Here is a 21,583-nt window from a genome sequence, read left to right on the forward strand (position 1 = left end):
AAGACTGCGGAACCTTCTTGAGAAAAGCAAACGTCTCAAGAAAAAATAATCGTGCGGTTTCTGCCTTTCCTTTTGGCTTCGTACAATGCTTGATCTGCTTGGTAGAAGGTTTCTGAAATGTCTAACGCAGAGGCTGCTTCTGAAATCCCTGCCGAAAAGTAAAGGGTCAGTTGGGCGGTTTCTAATTTCAACTGTTCATTGCTTAAAAACAAATGGAATTCTTCAATAATTTTTTTCACAGCATCAGAAGTATTCTCTTTAAATAGGACTAAAAATTCTTCGCCGCCATATCGATAAACTTCGACTAAATGGGAAGGACTTTTCTGGTAGAGAAACGTCATCAGTTTTTCCGAAAAGAAGGATAGGGCTTGATTGCCGATTTGATGTCCATGGTGATCATTGATGCGCTTAAAATGATCTAAATCCATCATCACCACGACGAGCTGGTCCTTCTCAAGTAGCGCCAGCTTTGAAATATCCTCGTTCAGACTGCGGAAATTTTTCACCTTGGTCAACTCATCATAATTGCGTTCAATGATTTTTGTGTTGATTTTTTCCAGGAAATTTTTTTGATTCTGCAAATAATACTTCCATAAAGAAACGATCCCCACAGATCCAATGCCTAAAGACACCACATCCCAAACGCTAATTTCGCGGCGATAAAAAAGCAAGGCGTTGAGCATCGGCGAGACAACCGTAACGAAAATCGAAAATAGGTAAAATGCCGTGTGATTTGGTTGTCCATAAAATCTTTTCTTTAATAAGCCCGTAACGATTAAAATGATGTAATTTAATCCGATAATAAAGAGCATGGCTTCCCATTCAAATTTATTGATCAATGCAAAAAAGGTCAGCAAAATGACGGGTACTAACCCAACCAGATAGATTTTTTCTTTGAGAATGCCAAAATAATAAATAAAGATTGGAATCGTATATTCATACGCAACATAACCGATACTGTTCAAAGAAAATGATATAATAAAGTAGACTTGCGAAATAAACAAAACAATACCAATAAGAATTTTAAACGACAGGCGAGAGTGTAAAATATTTTGTGTAAATAGAAAAAAGGAAGTCCCTTCTGTAGAATAGAGTTACCACAACACATTCACAGAAGAGAGGACTTCCCTATGAACGATTTTACTACAGAAATTCTAAAGACTCTAGCGAACAAAGGCGATTTGAATGAATTATTCCGTGTCCATTTGGAGAAAGCAGTCAATACGCTTCTCAAAACGGAGTTAACGGCTTTCCTAGATTACGAAAAGTATGATCGCATTGGTTTTAACACGGGTAATTCTCGTAACGGCTCCTATGACCGTACGGTCAAGACCGAGTATGGGGAACTTCATCTCCAGATTCCGCGCGACCGCAATGGTGAGTTCAAGCAACAGACTGTTCCTGCTTATAGACGGACGAATGACACGTTAGAGGAGACCGTCATTCACCTCTTCCGAAAAGGTATTACCATGTCGTAAATCGCAGACTTGATTGAGAAAATGTATGGGCATCACTACACGCCCCAAACCATGTCCAATATAACAAAATCATTTACAGAAGAGGTAACGGCGTTTAAAGGGCGGGAGCTTCATGACCGTTATGCTGCTATTTATATGGACGCAACGTATATTCCGTTAAAGCGGAAAACCGTCGCCAAGGAAGCTATTCATATCGCAGTTGGCATTCGCCCGGACGGATCAAAGGAAGTATTGAGCTATGCGATTGCACCGACTGAATCCATCACGATTTGGGAGGAAATTTTATTGGACCTTCAAGAGCGCGGTTTGAAAAATGTCCTCCTGTTCATCACGGATGGCTTAAAGGGGATGGTAGGAGCGATTAGTCGGTTCTATCCCAAAGCTCGTTTTCAACATTGTTGTGTACACGTTTCCCGTAATATCAGTCACAAAGTGCGTGTCGATGATCGTAAGGAAGTCTGTGATGATTTTAAAATGGTGTATCAAGCCTCATCTAAAGAGGTGGCGTTGGAAGCACGTGGTGCTTTTGCGGAAAAATGGAAAACCAGCTATCCAAAAGTGGTTGAATCGATTCTTTCGAACGATCACTTGCTCACTTTCTATGATTTCCCCTTGGCCATACGCAAGAGTATTTATTCTACGAACTTGATTGAATCCTTTAATAAGCAAATCAAGAAATACAGCCACCGCAAGGAACAGTTCCAAAACGAAGAGTCGATGGAACGTTTCTTAGTCTCGTCTTTTGATACTTACAACCAAAAATTCCTAGGTCGCAGTCATAAAGGCTTTCAACAGGCCGAAGGCGAACTTGAACAAATGCTAAGCCAACTGATTGAGAATTAGAAACAATCTGCAGTAGGGAAGAATCATTTACACAAAATTATTGACGCTCCCAAGGTTTGTAAGAAAGGAAGTTAATGAGTGATTCCAAATTATTTGCGAAGAGAGTTTCATGTACTTTTTTTTACTATTAATAAAAAGGAAACAAGAACGGAAGAAATTTCTTTTAATTTAAAAATTTCTAAAAGAGCAGTTAGAGAAACTATTAAAACGATAAATGAACACTTTGAAGAACTAATGAAAATCACTGATTTTGTTGTTTCAAGTAGGAATGGGAATATAAAAATTCGAGAAGAATACTGGGATTGTGCCATTTCTTTGGCCTACACATTGAAACTCCTTTTACTGAAAAAAAATATTGCATTTAATTATACGATATTACTTGTAACAAGAGTTTCTTTAACAAAAAAAGAAATTTTAGAGGAGCTCTTCATTTCACCGAGTTATTTAAATAAAATAACAAAAAAACTAAATATTTTCTTTTCTTCTTTCGATTTTTATATACTAAATGAAAATGGTCAGTATAGATTAGCAGGAAATGAATTTAATATCAGGCTCTTCTCTTGTATTTTTTTGCAAGACTCCTTTCAAGATATAGAATGGCCTTTTTCTGATGTTTCTAATGCAAGCATTCCCTCCTTTTTGCCTGATAAATTACTAAACACTACTTATAGCGAATCAAGTACTCAAGGGCAGTTAAAGGATATTTTTTTTGCAGTCTTACAAACACGGATTAATAATAAGCAATACTTGTTTTCACCAAAATCGAAACTTATCCAATCGTTCTTTTCTATCATTTCAGAAAATATAAGTGGTTTATTATTTCGTAAAGACAATAGGTTTTTTTTTCTTGAAAAAGTAGATGAAATTTGCGAAGCCGATTACTTCTATTTTATGTCTCTTTTTTTTATTCCCGACATTATTTCTAAAGAAAGTAAAATAAATTTGGGGCAAATATTTATTGATTCTAAACATCCATTTTGTTTTTTATCAAGAGAAATTTTAGGAGTAAGCACTTCAATATTTCAGAAAAAAATGTCTACGCATGAACAGATGTCAAGGGCAACTTAGAAATGTAGGTTTTGGGCAGAATAAAAATGTAGGTTTTCGGCAATAGGAATTGTCGGCAATCGCCAGTTTAGATTTTATTTCTCATACGATAAGACTTGCCGGTAATCTTGAACACTTTGACATGATGAACCAGTCGGTCAAGGATCGCTGCCGCGATTTCTGGGCTTTGAAACAATTCACCCCATCGAGATAAGACGATATTTGTCGTAATAATCGTAGAGCGGTGTTCATAACGCATGGCCAGAAGCTGGAAGAACAAATCGGCTTCTTGTTTTTGTATCGGTAGATAGCCAATCTCATCAATAATCGACACATCATATCGTGCATATCGGTTTAGTACTCGCTCAAGCGTGCCTTTCTCATAGGCAGCTCGTAAGCGTAAAAGAAGCTCATGACAAGGGATGAATAAAGTCCGGTACCCTTGATGGCAGGCTTCAATTCCTAAGGCAATCGTTAGATGCGTTTTCCCAACTCCTGGGCTCCCAATAAAGACCAGGTTCTCATGCTTTTCTACGAAACCCATGTGCTTTAAATCCAGCAGTTCACGTTTATTAATACTTGGCTGGAAGGTAAAATCAAATTCCTCTAGACTGGTCCGTTTAGGAAAGCGCGCTCGCTCTATCACGCGATTCATTTTCTGGTTATGTTGATGATTGACTTCCTTTCGCGTTAATTCCAGAAGAGCTTCCGTCAAGGAAAGCTCCTCTCGATTGGCAACCTCGATATAATTGGGAACATACTCCCGCATGTGATTCAAACCGAGCGTTTCTAGGTTGGTCATCAGTTCTTGATAATGGCTATTCTTCATCAGCAATCTCCACCAAATCATATTGTTTTAGACTTTCGCGAGTATAAGCTCTGATGTCATCGTCCTCTTTATGGCTCATGACATCTGACTTTAGGTTTGGAAATAGTCCTCCTCATGATAGTTCAATTGTTTTTTCGTTAAGGGATGCGACCGGATCAGTTCTCCGTTATAATGAATTTGTACTTGGTCTTCCTTGTCGGAGAGCTCGATTTCAACCTCTTTACCGATATAGCGAGGATCTACAGAGTACCTGCATTTACGGAAAACGACCATGGCTTCCTTCGTGACTTTACGGCTAATAAAGTCCTCAAAATAAGGATTCAAAAGGTTTTTCGGTAATTCATGTAGGTGCTCTTTTTCGTTTGTCCACCAACGCTCATCTGGCGTCTGGTCCGTTGCCTGGGAGACTTCACTATTTAACTCAGAACATAGGTCATTCACTAGATGACATAGCTCTACGGTATCATAAAATTCATGGTTATAGACCTTCAGTCGATCAACAGTTCTGGCTAACGCTTCTACACATCCTTTTGTTTGTGGTCGAAAGGGACGACAGGCAATTGGCGTGAAGCTGGCGTCTTTACTGAAGGCATAAAAGCGTTCGTTGAAATACGCTTTTGAAAACTGACTGCGAGAATGATCAACCACCGTCTTCATATTGTCGAACCAGATTTCTTTTGGCACACCACCGGTGTGATAGAAGGCATCATCCAGACATTCAAACAGGGTATCTTGCTTACGGTCAAAGGTTAAAGTAATGAATTTTTTCTTCGAGTAAGGAAGGACGTATAAGAAGATATTAAATTCAAAAACTTCTCCTTGATTACTGATTAAGCGCATATCTTCCTTCCAATCAACCTGGGCGGAAAGTCCCGGGTTATGCTCGACACGAATGGTGGCCTTTTGCACTTTTTCTTGTTTGAACTCGCGACAGTAAGCTTTTACTAGGCTGTAGCTCCCGTCAAATCCTTTGCGTTCGATAAATTTGAAGATACTGTAGGCACTACAATGCCCCTTGACTTTGTCTTGGATAATTTCTTTATATGGATCCAACTTGCTTGGACGTTTCTTGCGCGGGGTAGGTGTGGACGTTTCACCCTTAGCTTCTTCGTATGCATTTTTGACTGTTCGATAATCACAGTCATATTGTTTGGCTAATGCGGCATAGTTCGGTTTGATTTCGTTGATCACGTAGATCATCACTCCTTCGCGTATATCTTTTCTCATCCCTGAACCTCCGTTTCATTTGGGATAAGAAGAGCATACAAAAATGTAGGAAAACCAACAATTTTAAATTGCCATTTTCCTACATTTTATCGTTGCCGTTAACAAACAGAACTTATTCATATATTACTTGACACTATTCAATGCACTGTATGCTTTGGTTGGTGAATCTATTATGGATTTTACAAAGCTTTTTATTCCACCATTAACATATCACTCAGATATTAATGATGAATACATAAATGAATTACAGAAAAGCATAGCTCCCTTTAATCTTAGTAAAAGTCACAATTACCTTTTAGTTAGTTTACTTCATGTTTTATTTATTTCAGAATTAAAGACAGAGATAAAAATATATTTACGAATGTCAAAAGATTTTATGGCTGGATTTTTTATTGAAAGAAGACTTAAAGGTTTGTTTAATGAAAACCAAATTATCATAACAGAAGACTATTCTGTAGCTGATATCGTAGTTACAGACACATTAGAAAGAGCAATATGTGATAAGAAAGTATTCTATTTAGATTCTATCAGTAATATGGATAGTTGGAGAAAATTACTTTCGTTAATACAACATTCGTATCTTGATAAACAGATGATGCAAAAAGTGTAGAGGAAGTATTTATGCTTCTATATAATTCACTATGATAATTAGATAGTATTATATTGTGTTTATTTCTTTGTAGATTACGATTTTGGCGGTTAAATTCTATCATATATTATATTTTAATTATTTCAATAAATTTCTTATGCAAGATAATGTGTAAAATTATGCTATATTCTTCTAATGTGATACGTTTTTAAGGGACTTTTGTCAATAAAAAATGAAGAGTTGTGAAAAATTAGATAATGTTCATAAGGTTTTGAATTTATTCTCTGAATCTGTCATCAAATTATAGAGCCTATTTTATTAAGAAGTGTGGGTGTATTACTTTCTTATATACTATTATTGAATCCAATTTGTGTAAAATATCATACATAAATTGGGAATGGCGATTTCTGTTATATCCATGTTACTATGAATAGTGCAAAGACAAGCCGTTAGACAATTTATAAACTTTATTAGTAGTATAAAAATTGCTATAAATTAAGAAGTTTATGAAAATAAACTTCTTAATTTAACAAATATTTATTACAAATAATTTTGCTGACAAAGAAGACAATCCAGGAAACAACCAGCTCTGCATAATTTTTTAATCTAAAAATTTTTCAATTACTATGTAATCTAAGAAAAAGATAAAACAGTAAGAAACAGGAGAGACAGTTATGACTTCCAAACCTCATTATATTAATGAAGAATCGTATTTTTTATACTTTGAACAGAAATGTAATGATCTGGAATTTCGTGAAAAGTATCCGCTGATTATTAATAGAATAAATAAAATTTGCCAAGAAATTAAAGAATGTATTTACAGTTACGAAGGAAAAGACTTTTTTCGACTTCATGCTAAAGTTCTTGGTTTAGATGCTCAACTACAGATTATTTTATTTTTAGTTGAGACAGTAGAATCAGAATTTATTAAAAACTTAACTGAAAAAGACATTCTGGATTGCGCTCAGCAAGATTATCTTACATACATGAAAGAACAATGCGAATATTATCCCAGTGAAATTATGGATCACTCATTGTATTTTTCAGTATTATAATTATATTTTTTTGCTAATTCTCATGCAATTCCGCACAAAAAATCATTCTCTCAACTGATTGGGAAAATAATGATGAATTATAAAATTGTTTCTGATTCGTTATAATCAATTGTGAAAGCCAAAAATAGAATTTGTATGCATAGTATTTAGTCTTAATTATTTTGTAGTTTTACTGGTTTGATCAATCCTCTTAACTTAAGATTAATTAATCATTTAACAGTTTCTTTCAGAATAAGGTTTTAATTGCAAATATAACAAAAAAACTATAGAAATGAATCTAGAAATATTACTCTGTTGATTTTCTATAATAAATATTAATATTGTATGAATTAGTAGGGGAGCGTCAATAATTTTGTGTAAATGATTCTTCCCTACTGCAGATTGTTTCTAATTCTCAATCAGTTGGCTTAGCATTTGTTCAAGTTCGCCTTCGGCCTGTTGAAAGCCTTTATGACTGCGACCTAGGAATTTTTGGTTGTAAGTATCAAAAGACGAGACTAAGAAACGTTCCATCGACTCTTCGTTTTGGAACTGTTCCTTGCGGTGGCTGTATTTCTTGATTTGCTTATTAAAGGATTCAATCAAGTTCGTAGAATAAATACTCTTGCGTATGGCCAAGGGGAAATCATAGAAAGTGAGCAAGTGATCGTTCGAAAGAATCGATTCAACCACTTTTGGATAGCTGGTTTTCCATTTTTCCGCAAAAGCACCACGTGCTTCCAACGCCACCTCTTTAGATGAGGCTTGATACACCATTTTAAAATCATCACAGACTTCCTTACGATCATCGACACGCACTTTGTGACTGATATTACGGGAAACGTGTACACAACAATGTTGAAAACGAGCTTTGGGATAGAACCGACTAATCGCTCCTACCATCCCCTTTAAGCCATCCGTGATGAACAGGAGGACATTTTTCAAACCGCGCTCTTGAAGGTCCAATAAAATTTCCTCCCAAATCGTGATGGATTCAGTCGGTGCAATCGCATAGCTCAATACTTCCTTTGATCCGTCCGGGCGAATGCCAACTGCGATATGAATAGCTTCCTTGGCGACGGTTTTCCGCTTTAACGGAATATACGTTGCGTCCATATAAATAGCAGCATAACGGTCATGAAGCTCCCGCCCTTTAAACGCCGTTACCTCTTCTGTAAATGATTTTGTTATATTGGACATGGTTTGGGGCGTGTAGTGATGCCCATACATTTTCTCAATCAAGTCTGCGATTTACGACATGGTAATACCTTTTCGGAAGAGGTGAATGACGGTCTCCTCTAACGTGTCATTCGTCCGTCTATAAGCAGGAACAGTCTGTTGCTTGAACTCACCATTGCGGTCGCGCGGAATCTGGAGATGAAGTTCCCCATACTCGGTCTTGACCGTACGGTCATAGGAGCCGTTACGAGAATTACCCGTGTTAAAACCAATGCGATCATACTTTTCGTAATCTAGGAAAGCCGTTAACTCCGTTTTGAGAAGCGTATTGACTGCTTTCTCCAAATGGACACGGAATAATTCATTCAAATCGCCTTTGTTCGCTAGAGTCTTTAGAATTTCTGTAGTAAAATCGTTCATAGGGAAGTCCTCTCTTCTGTGAATGTGTTGTGGTAACTCTATTCTACAGAAGGGACTTCCTTTTTTCTATTTACACAAAATATTTTACACTCTCCCCCAAAATTCCCCCTCAAAATATCTTAAAAGATATCTTTAATTCTATTATAAGAAATTTGAAATAATTAAATCAAGACATCTTTAACCACAAAAATTGTTATTCAAATACAATTTTTGTATTTATACTATAGCTATTTCCTCATAAATATTCCTAATTATTAATCAAGAAATTCTTGAGAGTAAGTTTTTTATTTTAATTTTTTGGGATTTCTCTTTTTTCCATAAAGAATAACCTACGATTACTGCTGCAATTCCGGCAAGTATCCATGGCCCAGTGCTTCCTCCTGCTACAGAAATCATCTGCTGTCCCAAATTGTTATTGCTATAAGTGATAGTTTGACTGCTTGTTGCTTCTACTTTCAATTGCTCAAAAGGAGCTGCAACTTCCACTGTATCTGAGTAAGAAGTAGCGCTATAATTCGTTTTTACACGAGTAAGTTTCCCTGGAATCGTTAAGTTAACAGTATTATCTTCAGCCCAAAAATTGACCTGAACATCTTTTGTTTGACCAATAACTGACAGGTCTTCACTATTAAATACATTAATAAATGTCATCCAATACACTTTGTTTCCAATTGTCAACCTATGTCCACTTGGTTGTAAATTACGGTAGTTATGTCCTTCTGGTGCCATATCCAAACAGAAATACAAGTTCTTATCATCCGTGACTAGGCTAGCATATTTAATATTTTGTCCATTTTCATAAGAAAAAAACATTTTAGTCTTTGGCAAGTCTGACCAGTCACTAAATGCACCATCAATCACAATATCATACTTATTGTCTGCATGAGCATTTATTGTCAAAAAAACATCCGTTATTACCATGACTAGTAAAGCGATAAGCAACTGATAGTATTTTTTTTTCATTTGGTTCTCCTCCCTAATAACCGCTATAAATACTGTAAAAGTAGAAACACAATCTATTCTAATTAGGTAATATAATTGATTTTACCATCCATAAATATGGCATTACGTCCCGCGCGCTTAGCGATATATAAGTATTCATCCGCACGCTTATAAAGATCCTTCTTACTATGATCCGTTATATTATAATGAGATACACCAGTGGAAATGGTTACTCGAATTTCTTCTCCCTCAATAATGAAGGAAAAATTTTTTATCTTTTTACTTATCACTTTCAAGATATCCAAAATATCATGATGTTGTTCTTCTTGAAATAATAACCCGAACTCTTCCCCCCCAATCCGAAATACCTGATTTTCTAATTGATATTGAAAGAGTGTTTCTTCAATGATTTGAGCTACACTTTTTAAAATTCTATCACCTGTATCATGTCCATAATTATCATTGATCCTTTTAAAATGGTCGATGTCGACTATAGCAAGCACCAAACTATTTTTTAAATTCGGAGAATCGAACCGTTTCTTAAATTCTTGTTCAAAAGTCAATCGATTTTTTATACCAGTCAAAAAATCTATTTGAACTTGGTTTGATAATTCATTTATTTTTGCAAATTGTTTATACACTAATCTGTTGACTAAACGAACTATAATCATCAAAAAAAGAAAGTTTAATAAGAAAACAATATATGTAGGAAAATCAAATTTCAAAGATGGATTCATTTTGAACCCCCAAGTAGATCCGAAAAGAAAAATTGACAAAAAGAATGTAGAAAAATCTGTTAGGGCTCTATCTTCTAAAACCAAAACAAGATAACATGATAAAAAGATCCCTCCTATAATAGCTATTGAAATAATGTAATCTTGTGTTGTGTGATATTCTCCTTGATACATATAGTAAAAGGTAATAATACTGCCTAGAAACACATTAAAGTAAATGACCCATTTTTCTCTAAATAGATATAAACTATAGAAAAGAATGACCATTTGTAAATCAATATTTTGAACAACAATACCATAAGCGTAATTCTGAATAATGTAAGAAAAACCAGGTACCCCTTGCAAAATTAACAAACTATTGATTATAATCAATATCCAAATAATTCTTTTTAGACTACTTTTTGTTTCAAAAACAGGTGATTGAGTTACTCCCATAAAAATCATGTAGTTACAAAAAAGGAGTCCCATTACAATAAATAGCCGAATAATCATAAAATACATTCCATAAAATATTTCCATCAAAAACTTCCTCCTTATCAATCGATATTTTGGAGCCTTTTCGGTATCGAGTAAAGATAGCCTTGATGATAACAAGAAATATTTGTTTCTAACCATTGTGCAAATTCTTGATTTTCTATTCCTTCAACAACAAAGAGCTTATCTAACTGAATCGCAATGCTTGCAAACAACTTTATAATTTGCTTCAAAGTTTCTTCCGAAGTTGTTTTCCTAAATACCATTGTTGAAAATTTGATGATATGAAAGTAATTTTTCATTTTAAACATAGCACTTAAAGAATTAATCCCTTGACCAACATCATCTATAGAAACTGTGTAACCAAATTGGATAATTTTTTTTAAAGCATCTTCGCTTATTAAAGAGTAATAGGGGTAGTTTCTCTTAAGGGGCGGAGTTTCTGTGATTTCAATAATTAATTGATGCTTATACCGCCTCAACTCTTCAAGCAGTAAAAAGGTGGAGTCGTACTCTAACTCTTGTGGGTCTAAATTAAGACTAAAAATTTTTTTCGGATTATTTTCTAAGATCTTAATTAACGTTTTCTTTAGCCAATACATATATAGCCAATGTTTATCTAGATCGCTAATTATACTCAAATGAAAATCTTTAGGAAAAATACTTTCACTTTCTTTTTTTCTTAATAATAACTCATAATAAATTGTTTTCTTCGTTTCTGGGTGATGAATCCCCTGACAAAAAAAATTTAAATCATTATAATTCATTACCAAAAAATACTCCCTTAACAATTTTTCAAAAAATATGATTATTCCAATATACTTACTATTCGCTTAAACAAAATAATACTTGATGTGGGATATTCTCCTTGATACATATAGTAAAAAACAACAATTATACTTAGAAAATATCAAAGCAAACGAACCATTTTTATCAAAATAGATATAGAGACTAGAAAAGAATGATCATTTGTAAATCAATGTTTTGAACAACAATCCCATTAGTGAAATTCTGAATAATGATAAAAAAGCGAGGCACTATTGATCATTGTCAAAACCCAAACAACTTTTTTAAATCACATTTTGTTAAAAATAGCTAATCGGGTTACCCTCACATGAATGATGGAGTTAAAGATTCTATATCAAGTAGAGACAGCCTTGATGGTAACAAGAAATATTTGTTTCTAATCATTCTGCATGTAATCCGTCATTTCGATGCGAAGAGTCGTTTAATAAAATTTATGCTGTTGTCCATAGAAAGACTTGCCAATAATAAAAAAATTGGTAAAAACTGAATTAAATATCGACTACGTCCTCCTTCAAACAAAAGCAAGAAAATGAATCCTCCAACTAAACTCAGTCGCAACATCTGTTCAAATTTTCCTTGATACTTCCATCCAAATACGATAAAAAAAAGACAAGTGACCCACCAAATTTGTGCAATAAAACGAAAATCAGCGATTCGTTCTCCATACAAGTAATACCATTCTTCTAGCCAACCGCTGTATCCTTTACCCGTAGGTATTTCTCTCTCTTTGATAAATGACCCTTCTTTTAGCCAAGCAAATGTTCCATCTGATGTATTGTTTCGATGTTTTTGAAATAGAAAGTTCAAATAGCCAAGAATTCCTCTTTCTTTGAGACGCTCGTGGATTTTTTCTTTTGAATAAGCGATCTTCGCTTCTTTACTCGGTAATTTAGCCATTGCTTGTGCATCTTCAGCACTATACCCACCATCGTTGGTTAGGCCGATGTTCATAAAATGAATCATTGGAATTCCGCGACTTTCATCTATAGTAATATACTGCTGCTTTTCTAATAGTTGATTGCAGACAGCATACGTTACACCTGCGGTAAGTACGGCTATTAATAGCAATACCAAACGACCTTTTGACTGCCATTTTTTTTCAAAAAAACTTACTAGTTCAATCAATAAAATAGCAATGATAGGAATCAACGCTGACGGTTTGATGAAATAACCCAATGTGGCAACCACAGCCATAGCAATAGCTCCAACTGCTCTGTATTTTAAGTTAAGCTTTTTCTTGTTCATCAATGCGTAAAAGAATAGACTGGAAGAAACAAAAGGCAAGACCCATGTATCCGTATACGGGACGATGATCCAAGGAAATACCAATAACCAGATTCCTTGCAGATAAATAGAAGGAAACAAATAGTTTCGGGCTAGTAAGCGAATCGATAGTACGTTGAGCAAGACTGAAAGATCAACTAAAAAGAGTGTCACAAAATCAAAAAAGAGCCACGAAGTCGTTGAGAACCACTCAGACAATTGATGTTGCCACAAGAGAAGCGGTAGATTATTCTGATTCAAACTATAATAAGCAAGAATCTCAGGACTCATGTTATCTGTCAGGGCATCATGAATTGCTGACACATCCCAGCCTATCGCCGGATGTAAGAAGTGTACAAAGGTCACTTGCCAAACTAAAACAACTATAATGAATATAGTGATAGCTATCATGCGATTTTTTACAAAAAGCCACTTAAATGATCGTTGTAATTTTGGATGACAATAAAGCGCAATGAACAAAGCAACTGCACTTAAAACAAGATAAGTCGTAACTAATGTCGTACTGGTTCCAAGGGTTTGATTATCTCCGATTATTAAATTAGGAGAAGTCAGTGCAAACAATAACGCCGAAACTATGAAGATAAAGAATAGGACGTTAATTAGTCTATTCCCAGCATTAAATATTTTCGATTTCATTCTCCACCCCATGTTACCCTTGTTTTTCAATACAATAAAAGCGAGTAGGTGATTCCCCTACTTCAATCCGAATCAACTCCGTTTGGATTGCTGCAAATCTATGAAATAATTGATCATAGAAATAATTAGCTACATTCTCAACTGATGGGTTGATTTCCACAAACGGTGACATTTCATTTAAGAAACAGCCTGAGAAAGGTTGGAAGAAATCCTTTAGCACCCCTTCTATTTCTTCAAACAAGTGCATTTCGCCATTATTGGATTTGATTTCACAAATAATTTCCCAGGTGTGATTATGTTTTGCTCCCATACCACCTTCCCACCGCATCGCATGACTTGCATTAACATGTGATTTAAATTTATAGATACAGCTTTTTTCTGACAATGATGATCACTTCTTTCTAATTTTCATTAAATCATTGGAAATAGTTTCTTTAATCTGTCCTATTTCTTTTGAAAAAGGCGTCGCATTCCATTTCGAAGTAGAAGTGATTTCATTAATAATTCCAATCAAACGAAACCATGATATTAAGAAATTATAGAATGGAAAGGTTAACACTTCTATCCATTGTTTAAAATAAAATTTTTGTTCAGACTTAAAGGATTGCAACAACAATGAAATGCTGATAAATTTGAGTAACGAGTCAAAGAAATAAAGCAAATAAATGAGTAAATAAGATAGGAACAATATTTTAACTGTATAACCAAAGAAAAATAAAACGGTACTAGCAAACAACCAAATCATTTTTGGAAAAATAAACGTATGGTCAATAATTAACCTGCGTACCAAAAAATTATCAAAAAATTTGCTTAAACCAACTTGCTCTTCAGAATACTCCTTGGCTACTTCTAGCTCACCTCGCTGCCACCTTTGTCGTTGAATATATAATTCATCGAGAGTTTGGATCGGTTCCACATAGAATATAGCATTCTCACATAATGAAACTTTTCCTTTTAATCGATGCCTTATTTGAAACGTCATATCGGTATCCTCTCCAACAGTATCTGTGTTGTAGAGATAGGTATTAATTAAAATTTCTTTTCTAAAACCAGAAAATGCACCGGCCATTGTGAATAAATGATTATTCATTGCTTCGACATTTCGTCCAGCTAGAAAAGACTGGGCATATTCTATGTATTCACTTTTTTGTACCCAACGAATCAACGAGGATTTAGTTTTCTCAATAACTTCTTTTTGCGTTAATATCGTACCAGTCATGGCAGAGATACTACAATTACTTTCAAAATTTAGAACCATGTTCATCAACGCTGTCGGTTCTAAATAACCATCGCTATCTATATTGATAATGTATGTGCCGATACTATTGTATATAGCAGAATTCAGTGCTTGTGCTTTTCCTTGTTCAGTGCGAATCCAATGCATATTAAGATGGTTGAACTGATTATGTGCCTCATCAAATACAGAAAAGCTAGAGTCTGTACTTCCATTGTCTGCTAAAATAATTTGAATATTTTCATTCGGATATGAAGAAGCATCAATCGACTGGATGCATTTATATAAAGAATCTGCCGAATTATAAACAGGGATGATTACAGTTATGAAAGGCAATTTCTCTGGTAATTCCAACGGTTTAATCCGAAACTTTTTGAAGAATAAGTAACAAATGGAATAGATACCTGGTATGATTTCCACTAACAAAGGAATGAGCAACCAAGTAATCCAGAAGCCCATTTGTGCAAGTGTTAAGTTAAATACATAATCCATTAATATACCCCTCTTTTAAGCAATTTACTCTTTTTTTGATACAAACTTTTGGCCACTTGAGAATACGTAAATGTGTAATAATATAAAGCAATGACTAATCCATAAAAGATTAATCGCCCTAATATCGAATGTGCAAAGAAATAAAGTTGACTACCGCCAAAATGCACAAGCATAATAACAAGAAGTAACCTTATGACATTGCTAGCAAAAATACATAATATACCAAAAATTCCATAGAAAAATTTTTCCTGTCGATCGTATAAAGGATAGAAAGTCAACAATCCTAAAAATGCTGCTGTTTCTATAACCCCTGAACATTCATAATCAACATACAAAGACATTTGTTCCTTTGCACTATGGACAACAAGCAAACTATACTGACTAAACGTCTCTGTAACATGAGTGATTGAATCAAATAAAGCGACTGCTTTAATTAACAATTGAGTCAAGAACCAAACCCAATAAGGTCTACTAAACAAGATCAGGAAATAAAACAAACCTATACTGCCTAAAATAAAGTAGAAGGCTGACAGTCTAGAGCGTTTCATTATGGACAATAAGTAAATCCAGATAAATAAACAAATCAATATATATATGTTCATTTTTCAATCCTCTTTATATAGTTAATCTCATTCAATTCATAATCAATAAGATCAGTAATTGGCAAATTTTTTAATACACTAATAAATATTTTTATCATCTCTCATATGTTCAAGAAATGGTAGCAATTTTTTAGCTATCAAAGAATGACTAGTTTTCTCAGTGTAATTATAAATAACTTACGCTTTAAGTAATAAAACAATACACGTGCTTAATTTTGAATGATTTACAATAATTGAATATTTTAATAGTTTATAGCGATATAATTGATTAATATGTTCTGATTTTTCTAAATATATAATATATACTTCATGATTTGAAATCAACAATTATTTATCTTTGAATTACAGAAGGGAGCGTCAATAATTTTGTGTAAATGATTCTTCCCTACTGCAGATTGTTTCTAATTCTCAATCAGTTGGCTTAGCATTTGTTCAAGTTCGCCTTCGGCCTGTTGAAAGCCTTTATGACTGCGACCTAGGAATTTTTGGTTGTAAGTATCAAAAGACGAGACTAAGAAACGTTCCATCGACTCTTCGTTTTGGAACTGTTCCTTGCGGTGGCTGTATTTCTTGATTTGCTTATTAAAGGATTCAATCAAGTTCGTAGAATAAATACTCTTGCGTATGGCCAAGGGGAAATCATAGAAAGTGAGCAAGTGATCGTTCGAAAGAATCGATTCAACCACTTTTGGATAGCTGGTTTTCCATTTTTCCGCAAAAGCACCACGTGCTTCCAACGCCACCTCTTTAGATGAGGCTTGATACACCATTTTAAAATCATCACAGACTTCCTTACGATCATCGACACGCACTTTGTGACTGATATTACGGGAAACGTGTACACAACAATGTTGAAAACGAGCTTTGGGATAGAACCGACTAATCGCTCCTACCATCCCCTTTAAGCCATCCGTGATGAACAGGAGGACATTTTTCAAACCGCGCTCTTGAAGGTCCAATAAAATTTCCTCCCAAATCGTGATGGATTCAGTCGGTGCAATCGCATAGCTCAATACTTCCTTTGATCCGTCCGGGCGAATGCCAACTGCGATATGAATAGCTTCCTTGGCGACGGTTTTCCGCTTTAACGGAATATACGTTGCGTCCATATAAATAGCAGCATAACGGTCATGAAGCTCCCGCCCTTTAAACGCCGTTACCTCTTCTGTAAATGATTTTGTTATATTGGACATGGTTTGGGGCGTGTAGTGATGCCCATACATTTTCTCAATCAAGTCTGCGATTTACGACATGGTAATACCTTTTCGGAAGAGGTGAATGACGGTCTCCTCTAACGTGTCATTCGTCCGTCTATAAGCAGGAACAGTCTGTTGCTTGAACTCACCATTGCGGTCGCGCGGAATCTGGAGATGAAGTTCCCCATACTCGGTCTTGACCGTACGGTCATAGGAGCCGTTACGAGAATTACCCGTGTTAAAACCAATGCGATCATACTTTTCGTAATCTAGGAAAGCCGTTAACTCCGTTTTGAGAAGCGTATTGACTGCTTTCTCCAAATGGACACGGAATAATTCATTCAAATCGCCTTTGTTCGCTAGAGTCTTTAGAATTTCTGTAGTAAAATCGTTCATAGGGAAGTCCTCTCTTCTGTGAATGTGTTGTGGTAACTCTATTCTACAGAAGGGACTTCCTTTTTTCTATTTACACAAAATATTTTACACTCTCTTACAGAAATATAAACTCCTATAAGTTATTGGCAAAATATATTTTTTTGTATAGAATTTATATAACAATTAAAATTATGTAGAAAGACTGCAAAAAAATTTATATTTTCCTATAATTCAATATTAAAGATAATATACAACAATTGAATATTATAGATTTCACGATGAAAGAAATACTAGCATCATAATTGTCAGCTAATTTTCTCATTGAGAAAAAAGAAATGTAAATAATAAGCGCTGCAGCAACATTTCTATTAAGTATTCAGTATGCATATTGATTTAATTCAATTTTCTATTTATAAATAAATTCTAGAAAAACCTAAAAAATTTTTTCTATTAAAACTAAATTTCGCATCAAATTTATTTACTAGTAGCAGATTTTTATAGTCCTTTTCTTCCAGAGAGTCAAATATGAGAATATATATACAGCTCTTTACTATATTAATTTTCAGTAAACTATCATTATGTTTATAGTTTTTCTCTATTAAAAAAAGATTTTTAATAACAGGAATATTTTTTCATTGTTAATCATTATGACAAAAAAATAATCGTTATATATCATAATTAATCATTAAATATTCATAAGTCTTTTATTATGACTTCCAATTACTCAGAAACAAACATGTCAGAAACACCTAAACTGGCTTTATAATTTATGTACTGAAGAATCTGAACTGATTACTCAATCTCTATTAACAAAGAGTCTTAGTATCTATATTTAGATCATGCACACCAAAAAGTAAGCCTTTTTCACCATAGGCTTATATATTGTGCAAACTAAAATCTGAGATAGAATGAACTTTATTCTATCTCAGATTTTTTGTTGTTCTCCCTCATTCAATGATTGATGAAAAGATTAATTCTAACTATAGTACTTATTTCGCTATTTTATTATCACATCTTTGTTTTCTATAATCTAGATCACTTCATATTTATATTTTTATTTGAGGTGATTAACTTGTAGTTATTTACCTCTATCGATGGAAAATATAATTTAGCCATCAATGCTATGACAACAGTAAAAACTATTTTGTACCTATTCTGCTACCATTTATCAGACAAATTCAGAAATTACTCATTTGACTAGACAAAATCAAGTTAATCATCATATTTACATACTTATCCAATGATTAAACAGTTTATTTGAACTTAAATTAAGAGTTATTGACATTGATGTCACCTCACGCACACTCCTGCATGTTATAATTGTCACTATAAAAATTATAGTAGGAGCGTGATTAGCTATGGGTAAAATTGAAAAAAAGGAAGTCGTAGGAAATATTGTCGCATTCACTACTGTTCTTCCCGACCTGATGGATTTTCGCAATTCAAAACTTGCAACTTTTAGCTACTCCATTGATGGAAAATATTATATCTCAGAAAACAGTATTCCTGTTCCAATGAGATATGGTGTGGGCAATACAATGACCATCAAATATAACGTAGAAAAACCTACTGAGATTTTTCCAAGACATTATTTTGTCATTTAATTGCAGCGACGTATTCTGCTCCTTTTTTGGACAACCAATTCAAAATTTTCCGATTCCTACGAAAAAACTGAAAGAAGCGAGTAACTTCTTTGTGATACTATCAATAAAAAGGAGAATTTTTGTATGCTTATCCCAGCTATAAGTTTTCAAGGAAATTGTGAAAATGCAATAAAATTTTATCAAGAGGCGTTAGACGCTCAAATTAAGTCCATCGTTTATGCGAGTGAAGCCCCGATAGATTCAGGTTTAGATCCTGAGATGCCTGATGATTTCGTTATGGACTCAGAAATCATCATCGACGGTCAGAGAATCATGATGACAGACGGCAGACTAAATAGACCAGCAAATGATTTTTTCTCCTTTTGTCTTGTGAAAGAATCCGCTGATGAAGTTACTACTATTTTCAATAGCCTTTCGATAGACGGAAAAGTGATTGATCCTCTTGCGCCAGTGTTCTGGTCCTCGCTCTATGGTATGGTTGAAGATAAATACGGTATCACATGGATGATCATGACCTCGCATTAGCATACTGCCTTTTACTTACTACTCGTTTAGCTATTTTTCGTTTCAACAAATTGGGTGAATAGCTGATCGAACCCTTCTGTACATTATTCAAAATATCGATAACTGGTTTAAAATTCTTTTGGTATAATTTTCTTGTCAGACCCGATATGTAAAAAACATGTCATTGTTGATCATATACTTAAAGAGCAGGGTAATTAACTCAACATCTTTGAATATAAGTGATAACATTCAGTAAAAACTATTGTCTGAAAAGCAAAACAGTCATAAGGTAAAAATGGAGGACTCCCCAACATGAAGAATTTATTTATTTTAGAATTGACCTATCAAAAAGATTTAAGCCAAGTAGAAAAATTTCTTCCCCCACATAATCAATATCTACAAAAAAACTATGATTCAGGTCATTTTATCTGCTCTGGACGTAAAAATCCTAGAACAGGAGGAATCATATTAGCACGTTTGTCCTCCAAAGACGAGGCACAATCTATTATCAAAGAAGATCCATTTTTAATTCATGGTATTGCTACTTATTCTATTATCGAATTTGTTCCTACTAAATTCAGAAGTGACTTTACATTTAATAGTTTGTAATGAGGGCGACTGATCCATATTGGTCACTTTTTATTTCAATCAATTTCACTATTTCTTCTATTAACAAAACAATTAACCCAATTCATTCATCTGAATTACCAGCAAGCGATGAGGAATGTTTTTCCATTTATACACATAAATTAGACAAGCGTTTTTTAATTCGTTTGCGTTTTTGATTAATCACGAAGCTTTTTTGTAAGAAAATTGATAGTAGAATAACGAATAAACAAATTGAATGAAATGACCGTATATGCTGAAGAATTAGTATAAGTGTCGAAGTCGTAGTAACCAAAAAATATTGTAATCTTCCTGTGAGCTGCGAAAGATAGTCATGGTGCGGTTTTTCTATGCAGATTTCCACTATGCTCACACTTTTTTACCAATAAAAAACGACAAAAAGGAGCACTCCTAAGAGTGCTCCTTTTTGTCATATTATTTTATGGAAAACAGTAACATACTAATCAAGTCAATGAAGCTTTGAATGTAATGGTGTATCCCTATTACCCCACAGACCCTTCCATATAGATTTTTAAATTACACACTAGTTTAAACTAAAACAAACAAGGAAAAACTTACCATTTACTCATAAAATTAGCTCATATGAATATATTAGAATGTAAAATAGACTGGTCAAAATCTGGTCAAAAAGAGGACTAATACAGGTAGTCCTCTTTTTTGTTATTTTGATATTCTAAATCATTTTTTATTGGATTATTCCATTGTTCGATGTAGACTCAAATCACTATATCACTAGATATCAAACTGAGTCATACGAAGACAAAAACATAAAAATTGACCTGTTAAAGGGTCACAGAATAACATTTAAAATCAATAAAACGGAATCAATAAGACCGCTGAGAACTGAAAATAATTACTATTTCTATAAGACCATATTCGCAACTTTTTTCATTTAGCTATATATTTATGATAGTGATATCTTAAATAAATCATATCTCTGTACTAACATTTCTTGATTCTATTAGAACATTGGAGGTAAAAAACAATGAAGCATAGACAACTATCGACCACTCCCGAAGTATCAAAACGTATGGCAAATGTACGCTTGAAGGGAGGAAAAGCTGAAAGTCTGCTAGCCAAAGAGTTATGGCATCAAGGTGTCAGGTATCGAAAAAACTATAAAAAATTACCAGGCTCTCCCGATATAGCAGTTACCAAATATAAACTAGCAATTTTCGTCGATGGAGAGTTTTGGCACGGACACGATTGGGACAATAGAAAACAAAAGTTGAAACGGAATCGGGACTACTGGATTGAAAAAATAGAAGAAAATATGAGGAGAGATGAAAGGAATAATCAGTCTCTCATAAAACTTGGTTGGGTACCTATACACTTTTGGGAAAAAGATATTTTGAAAAACTTAAATTATTGCACATCTGTGATATTAGATTATATTGCACAAAAAAAAGAGGAGTAGTCTTCCTCT

At 34.1% G+C, this 21,583-nt stretch carries 16 protein-coding genes and 4 pseudogenes; 8 read left to right on the forward strand and 12 right to left on the reverse strand.

Translation table 11 applies throughout. The features are described 5' to 3' along the window. Positions 1-35: 35 nt before the first annotated feature. Positions 36-1,004: a GGDEF domain-containing protein gene (locus IGJ05_RS08590; protein ID WP_225001295.1), complete on the reverse strand. Its 969-nt coding sequence runs from the start codon at positions 1,002-1,004 to the stop codon at positions 36-38. 126 nt (positions 1,005-1,130) lie between these two features. Here IGJ05_RS08590 and IGJ05_RS08595 point away from each other — a divergent pair. Together IGJ05_RS08595 and IGJ05_RS08600 are read left to right on the forward strand one after the other, a co-directional pair. Continuing rightward, a pseudogene (locus IGJ05_RS08595) lies at positions 1,131-2,321 on the forward strand (IS256-like element ISLgar5 family transposase). A gap of 78 nt (positions 2,322-2,399) precedes the next feature. Next, a complete protein-coding gene (locus IGJ05_RS08600; protein WP_317756474.1) occupies positions 2,400-3,389 on the forward strand; it encodes a helix-turn-helix domain-containing protein in 990 nt (329 codons plus the stop codon). A 67-nt stretch (positions 3,390-3,456) separates the two neighbouring features. On the opposite strand, the gene istB is transcribed toward IGJ05_RS08600, so the two are convergent. Together istB and istA are read right to left on the reverse strand one after the other, a co-directional pair. Further along, entirely contained in the window at positions 3,457-4,197 is a 741-nt protein-coding gene (gene istB / locus IGJ05_RS08605) for an IS21-like element helper ATPase IstB (protein ID WP_010747573.1), read from the reverse strand. Then, positions 4,187-5,424: pseudogene (gene istA, locus IGJ05_RS08610) on the reverse strand (IS21 family transposase). Before istA ends, istB begins: the two are co-directional and overlap by 11 nt. A 172-nt stretch (positions 5,425-5,596) precedes the next feature. On the opposite strand from istA, the gene IGJ05_RS08615 reads away from it, so the two are divergent. Both IGJ05_RS08615 and IGJ05_RS08620 read left to right on the forward strand, forming a co-directional pair. Next, positions 5,597-6,034 (forward strand): hypothetical protein, encoded by a 438-nt coding sequence (locus IGJ05_RS08615; protein ID WP_266167241.1) that lies wholly within the window; start codon positions 5,597-5,599, stop codon positions 6,032-6,034. Positions 6,035-6,687: 653 nt separating this feature from the next. Next, the gene (locus IGJ05_RS08620) at positions 6,688-7,068 is read left to right on the forward strand and encodes a DUF7006 family protein (RefSeq protein ID WP_194185775.1); all 381 of its coding nucleotides are present in this window, start codon (positions 6,688-6,690) and stop codon (positions 7,066-7,068) included. Positions 7,069-7,455: 387 nt separating this feature from the next. Here IGJ05_RS08620 and IGJ05_RS08625 read toward each other — a convergent pair. The 9 genes and pseudogenes from IGJ05_RS08625 to IGJ05_RS08665 all read right to left on the reverse strand — a co-directional run bounded on the left by IGJ05_RS08625 (position 7,456) and on the right by IGJ05_RS08665 (position 17,443). Further along, positions 7,456-8,646 (reverse strand): annotated as a pseudogene (locus IGJ05_RS08625) (IS256-like element ISLgar5 family transposase). Positions 8,647-8,904: 258 nt separating this feature from the next. Further along, positions 8,905-9,609, reverse strand: a complete 705-nt coding sequence (locus IGJ05_RS08630) for a Firmicu-CTERM sorting domain-containing protein (RefSeq protein WP_002326402.1) — start codon at positions 9,607-9,609, stop codon at positions 8,905-8,907. 62 nt (positions 9,610-9,671) lie between these two features. Then, complete coding sequence (locus tag IGJ05_RS08635) at positions 9,672-10,841, reverse strand: GGDEF domain-containing protein (protein ID WP_162783196.1); 1,170 nt, start codon at positions 10,839-10,841, stop codon at positions 9,672-9,674. 17 nt (positions 10,842-10,858) lie between these two features. Further along, positions 10,859-11,563, reverse strand: coding sequence for an EAL domain-containing protein (locus IGJ05_RS08640; protein ID WP_194185778.1), 705 nt, complete (start codon positions 11,561-11,563; stop codon positions 10,859-10,861). Positions 11,564-12,002: 439 nt separating this feature from the next. After that, positions 12,003-13,523, reverse strand: a complete 1,521-nt coding sequence (locus IGJ05_RS08645) for a TIGR03766 family XrtG-associated glycosyltransferase (RefSeq protein WP_025478680.1) — start codon at positions 13,521-13,523, stop codon at positions 12,003-12,005. Positions 13,524-13,536: 13 nt separating this feature from the next. After that, positions 13,537-13,908 carry a 6-carboxytetrahydropterin synthase gene (locus tag IGJ05_RS08650; protein WP_002326398.1) on the reverse strand — a complete coding sequence of 124 codons (372 nt, stop codon included), beginning with the start codon at positions 13,906-13,908 and terminating at the stop codon, positions 13,537-13,539. 6 nt (positions 13,909-13,914) lie between these two features. After that, the gene (locus tag IGJ05_RS08655) at positions 13,915-15,249 is read right to left on the reverse strand and encodes a TIGR03111 family XrtG-associated glycosyltransferase (RefSeq protein WP_081117380.1); all 1,335 of its coding nucleotides are present in this window, start codon (positions 15,247-15,249) and stop codon (positions 13,915-13,917) included. Next, on the reverse strand, positions 15,249-15,851 hold the full coding sequence (gene xrtG, locus IGJ05_RS08660; protein WP_002326396.1) for an exosortase family protein XrtG: 603 nt from the start codon (positions 15,849-15,851) through the stop codon (positions 15,249-15,251). The genes IGJ05_RS08655 and xrtG overlap by 1 nt, the downstream gene beginning before the upstream one ends. Before the next feature lie 401 nt (positions 15,852-16,252). After that, positions 16,253-17,443: pseudogene (locus IGJ05_RS08665) on the reverse strand (IS256-like element ISLgar5 family transposase). 1,337 nt (positions 17,444-18,780) lie between these two features. Between IGJ05_RS08665 and IGJ05_RS08670 the strand changes: the two are divergent. The 4 genes from IGJ05_RS08670 (at position 18,781) to IGJ05_RS08685 (ending at position 21,574) form a co-directional block, all read left to right on the forward strand. Continuing rightward, entirely contained in the window at positions 18,781-19,026 is a 246-nt protein-coding gene (locus IGJ05_RS08670; RefSeq protein WP_081117390.1) for a hypothetical protein, read from the forward strand. A gap of 123 nt (positions 19,027-19,149) precedes the next feature. Continuing rightward, positions 19,150-19,551 (forward strand): VOC family protein, encoded by a 402-nt coding sequence (locus IGJ05_RS08675; protein WP_081117389.1) that lies wholly within the window; start codon positions 19,150-19,152, stop codon positions 19,549-19,551. 291 nt (positions 19,552-19,842) lie between these two features. Beyond that, positions 19,843-20,139: a YciI family protein gene (locus IGJ05_RS08680; protein WP_081117388.1), complete on the forward strand. Its 297-nt coding sequence runs from the start codon at positions 19,843-19,845 to the stop codon at positions 20,137-20,139. 1,003 nt (positions 20,140-21,142) lie between these two features. Further along, complete coding sequence (locus IGJ05_RS08685; RefSeq protein WP_002354535.1) at positions 21,143-21,574, forward strand: very short patch repair endonuclease; 432 nt, start codon at positions 21,143-21,145, stop codon at positions 21,572-21,574. Positions 21,575-21,583 lie beyond the last annotated feature (9 nt).

This window comes from Enterococcus sp. AZ167 (assembly GCF_051714025.1).
GTDB classification, from domain to species: Bacteria; Bacillota; Bacilli; order Lactobacillales; family Enterococcaceae; genus Enterococcus_D; species Enterococcus_D casseliflavus.

Bases quoted from the DNA above. Each gene is read 5' to 3' on its own strand.
- IGJ05_RS08640 (WP_194185778.1), bottom strand. From the start codon at position 11,563: ATGAATTATAATGATTTAAATTTTTTTTGTCAGGGGATTCATCACCCA.
- IGJ05_RS08645 (WP_025478680.1), bottom strand. From the start codon at position 13,523: ATGAAATCGAAAATATTTAATGCTGGGAATAGACTAATTAACGTCCTA.
- IGJ05_RS08655 (WP_081117380.1), bottom strand. From the start codon at position 15,249: ATGGATTATGTATTTAACTTAACACTTGCACAAATGGGCTTCTGGATT.
- xrtG (WP_002326396.1), bottom strand. From the start codon at position 15,851: ATGAACATATATATATTGATTTGTTTATTTATCTGGATTTACTTATTG.
- IGJ05_RS08630 (WP_002326402.1), bottom strand. From the start codon at position 9,609: ATGAAAAAAAAATACTATCAGTTGCTTATCGCTTTACTAGTCATGGTA.
- IGJ05_RS08670 (WP_081117390.1), top strand. From the start codon at position 18,781: ATGGGTAAAATTGAAAAAAAGGAAGTCGTAGGAAATATTGTCGCATTC.
- IGJ05_RS08675 (WP_081117389.1), top strand. From the start codon at position 19,150: ATGCTTATCCCAGCTATAAGTTTTCAAGGAAATTGTGAAAATGCAATA.
- istB (WP_010747573.1), bottom strand. From the start codon at position 4,197: ATGAAGAATAGCCATTATCAAGAACTGATGACCAACCTAGAAACGCTC.
- IGJ05_RS08615 (WP_266167241.1), top strand. From the start codon at position 5,597: ATGGATTTTACAAAGCTTTTTATTCCACCATTAACATATCACTCAGAT.
- IGJ05_RS08680 (WP_081117388.1), top strand. From the start codon at position 19,843: ATGAAGAATTTATTTATTTTAGAATTGACCTATCAAAAAGATTTAAGC.
- IGJ05_RS08635 (WP_162783196.1), bottom strand. From the start codon at position 10,841: ATGGAAATATTTTATGGAATGTATTTTATGATTATTCGGCTATTTATT.
- IGJ05_RS08685 (WP_002354535.1), top strand. From the start codon at position 21,143: ATGAAGCATAGACAACTATCGACCACTCCCGAAGTATCAAAACGTATG.
- IGJ05_RS08620 (WP_194185775.1), top strand. From the start codon at position 6,688: ATGACTTCCAAACCTCATTATATTAATGAAGAATCGTATTTTTTATAC.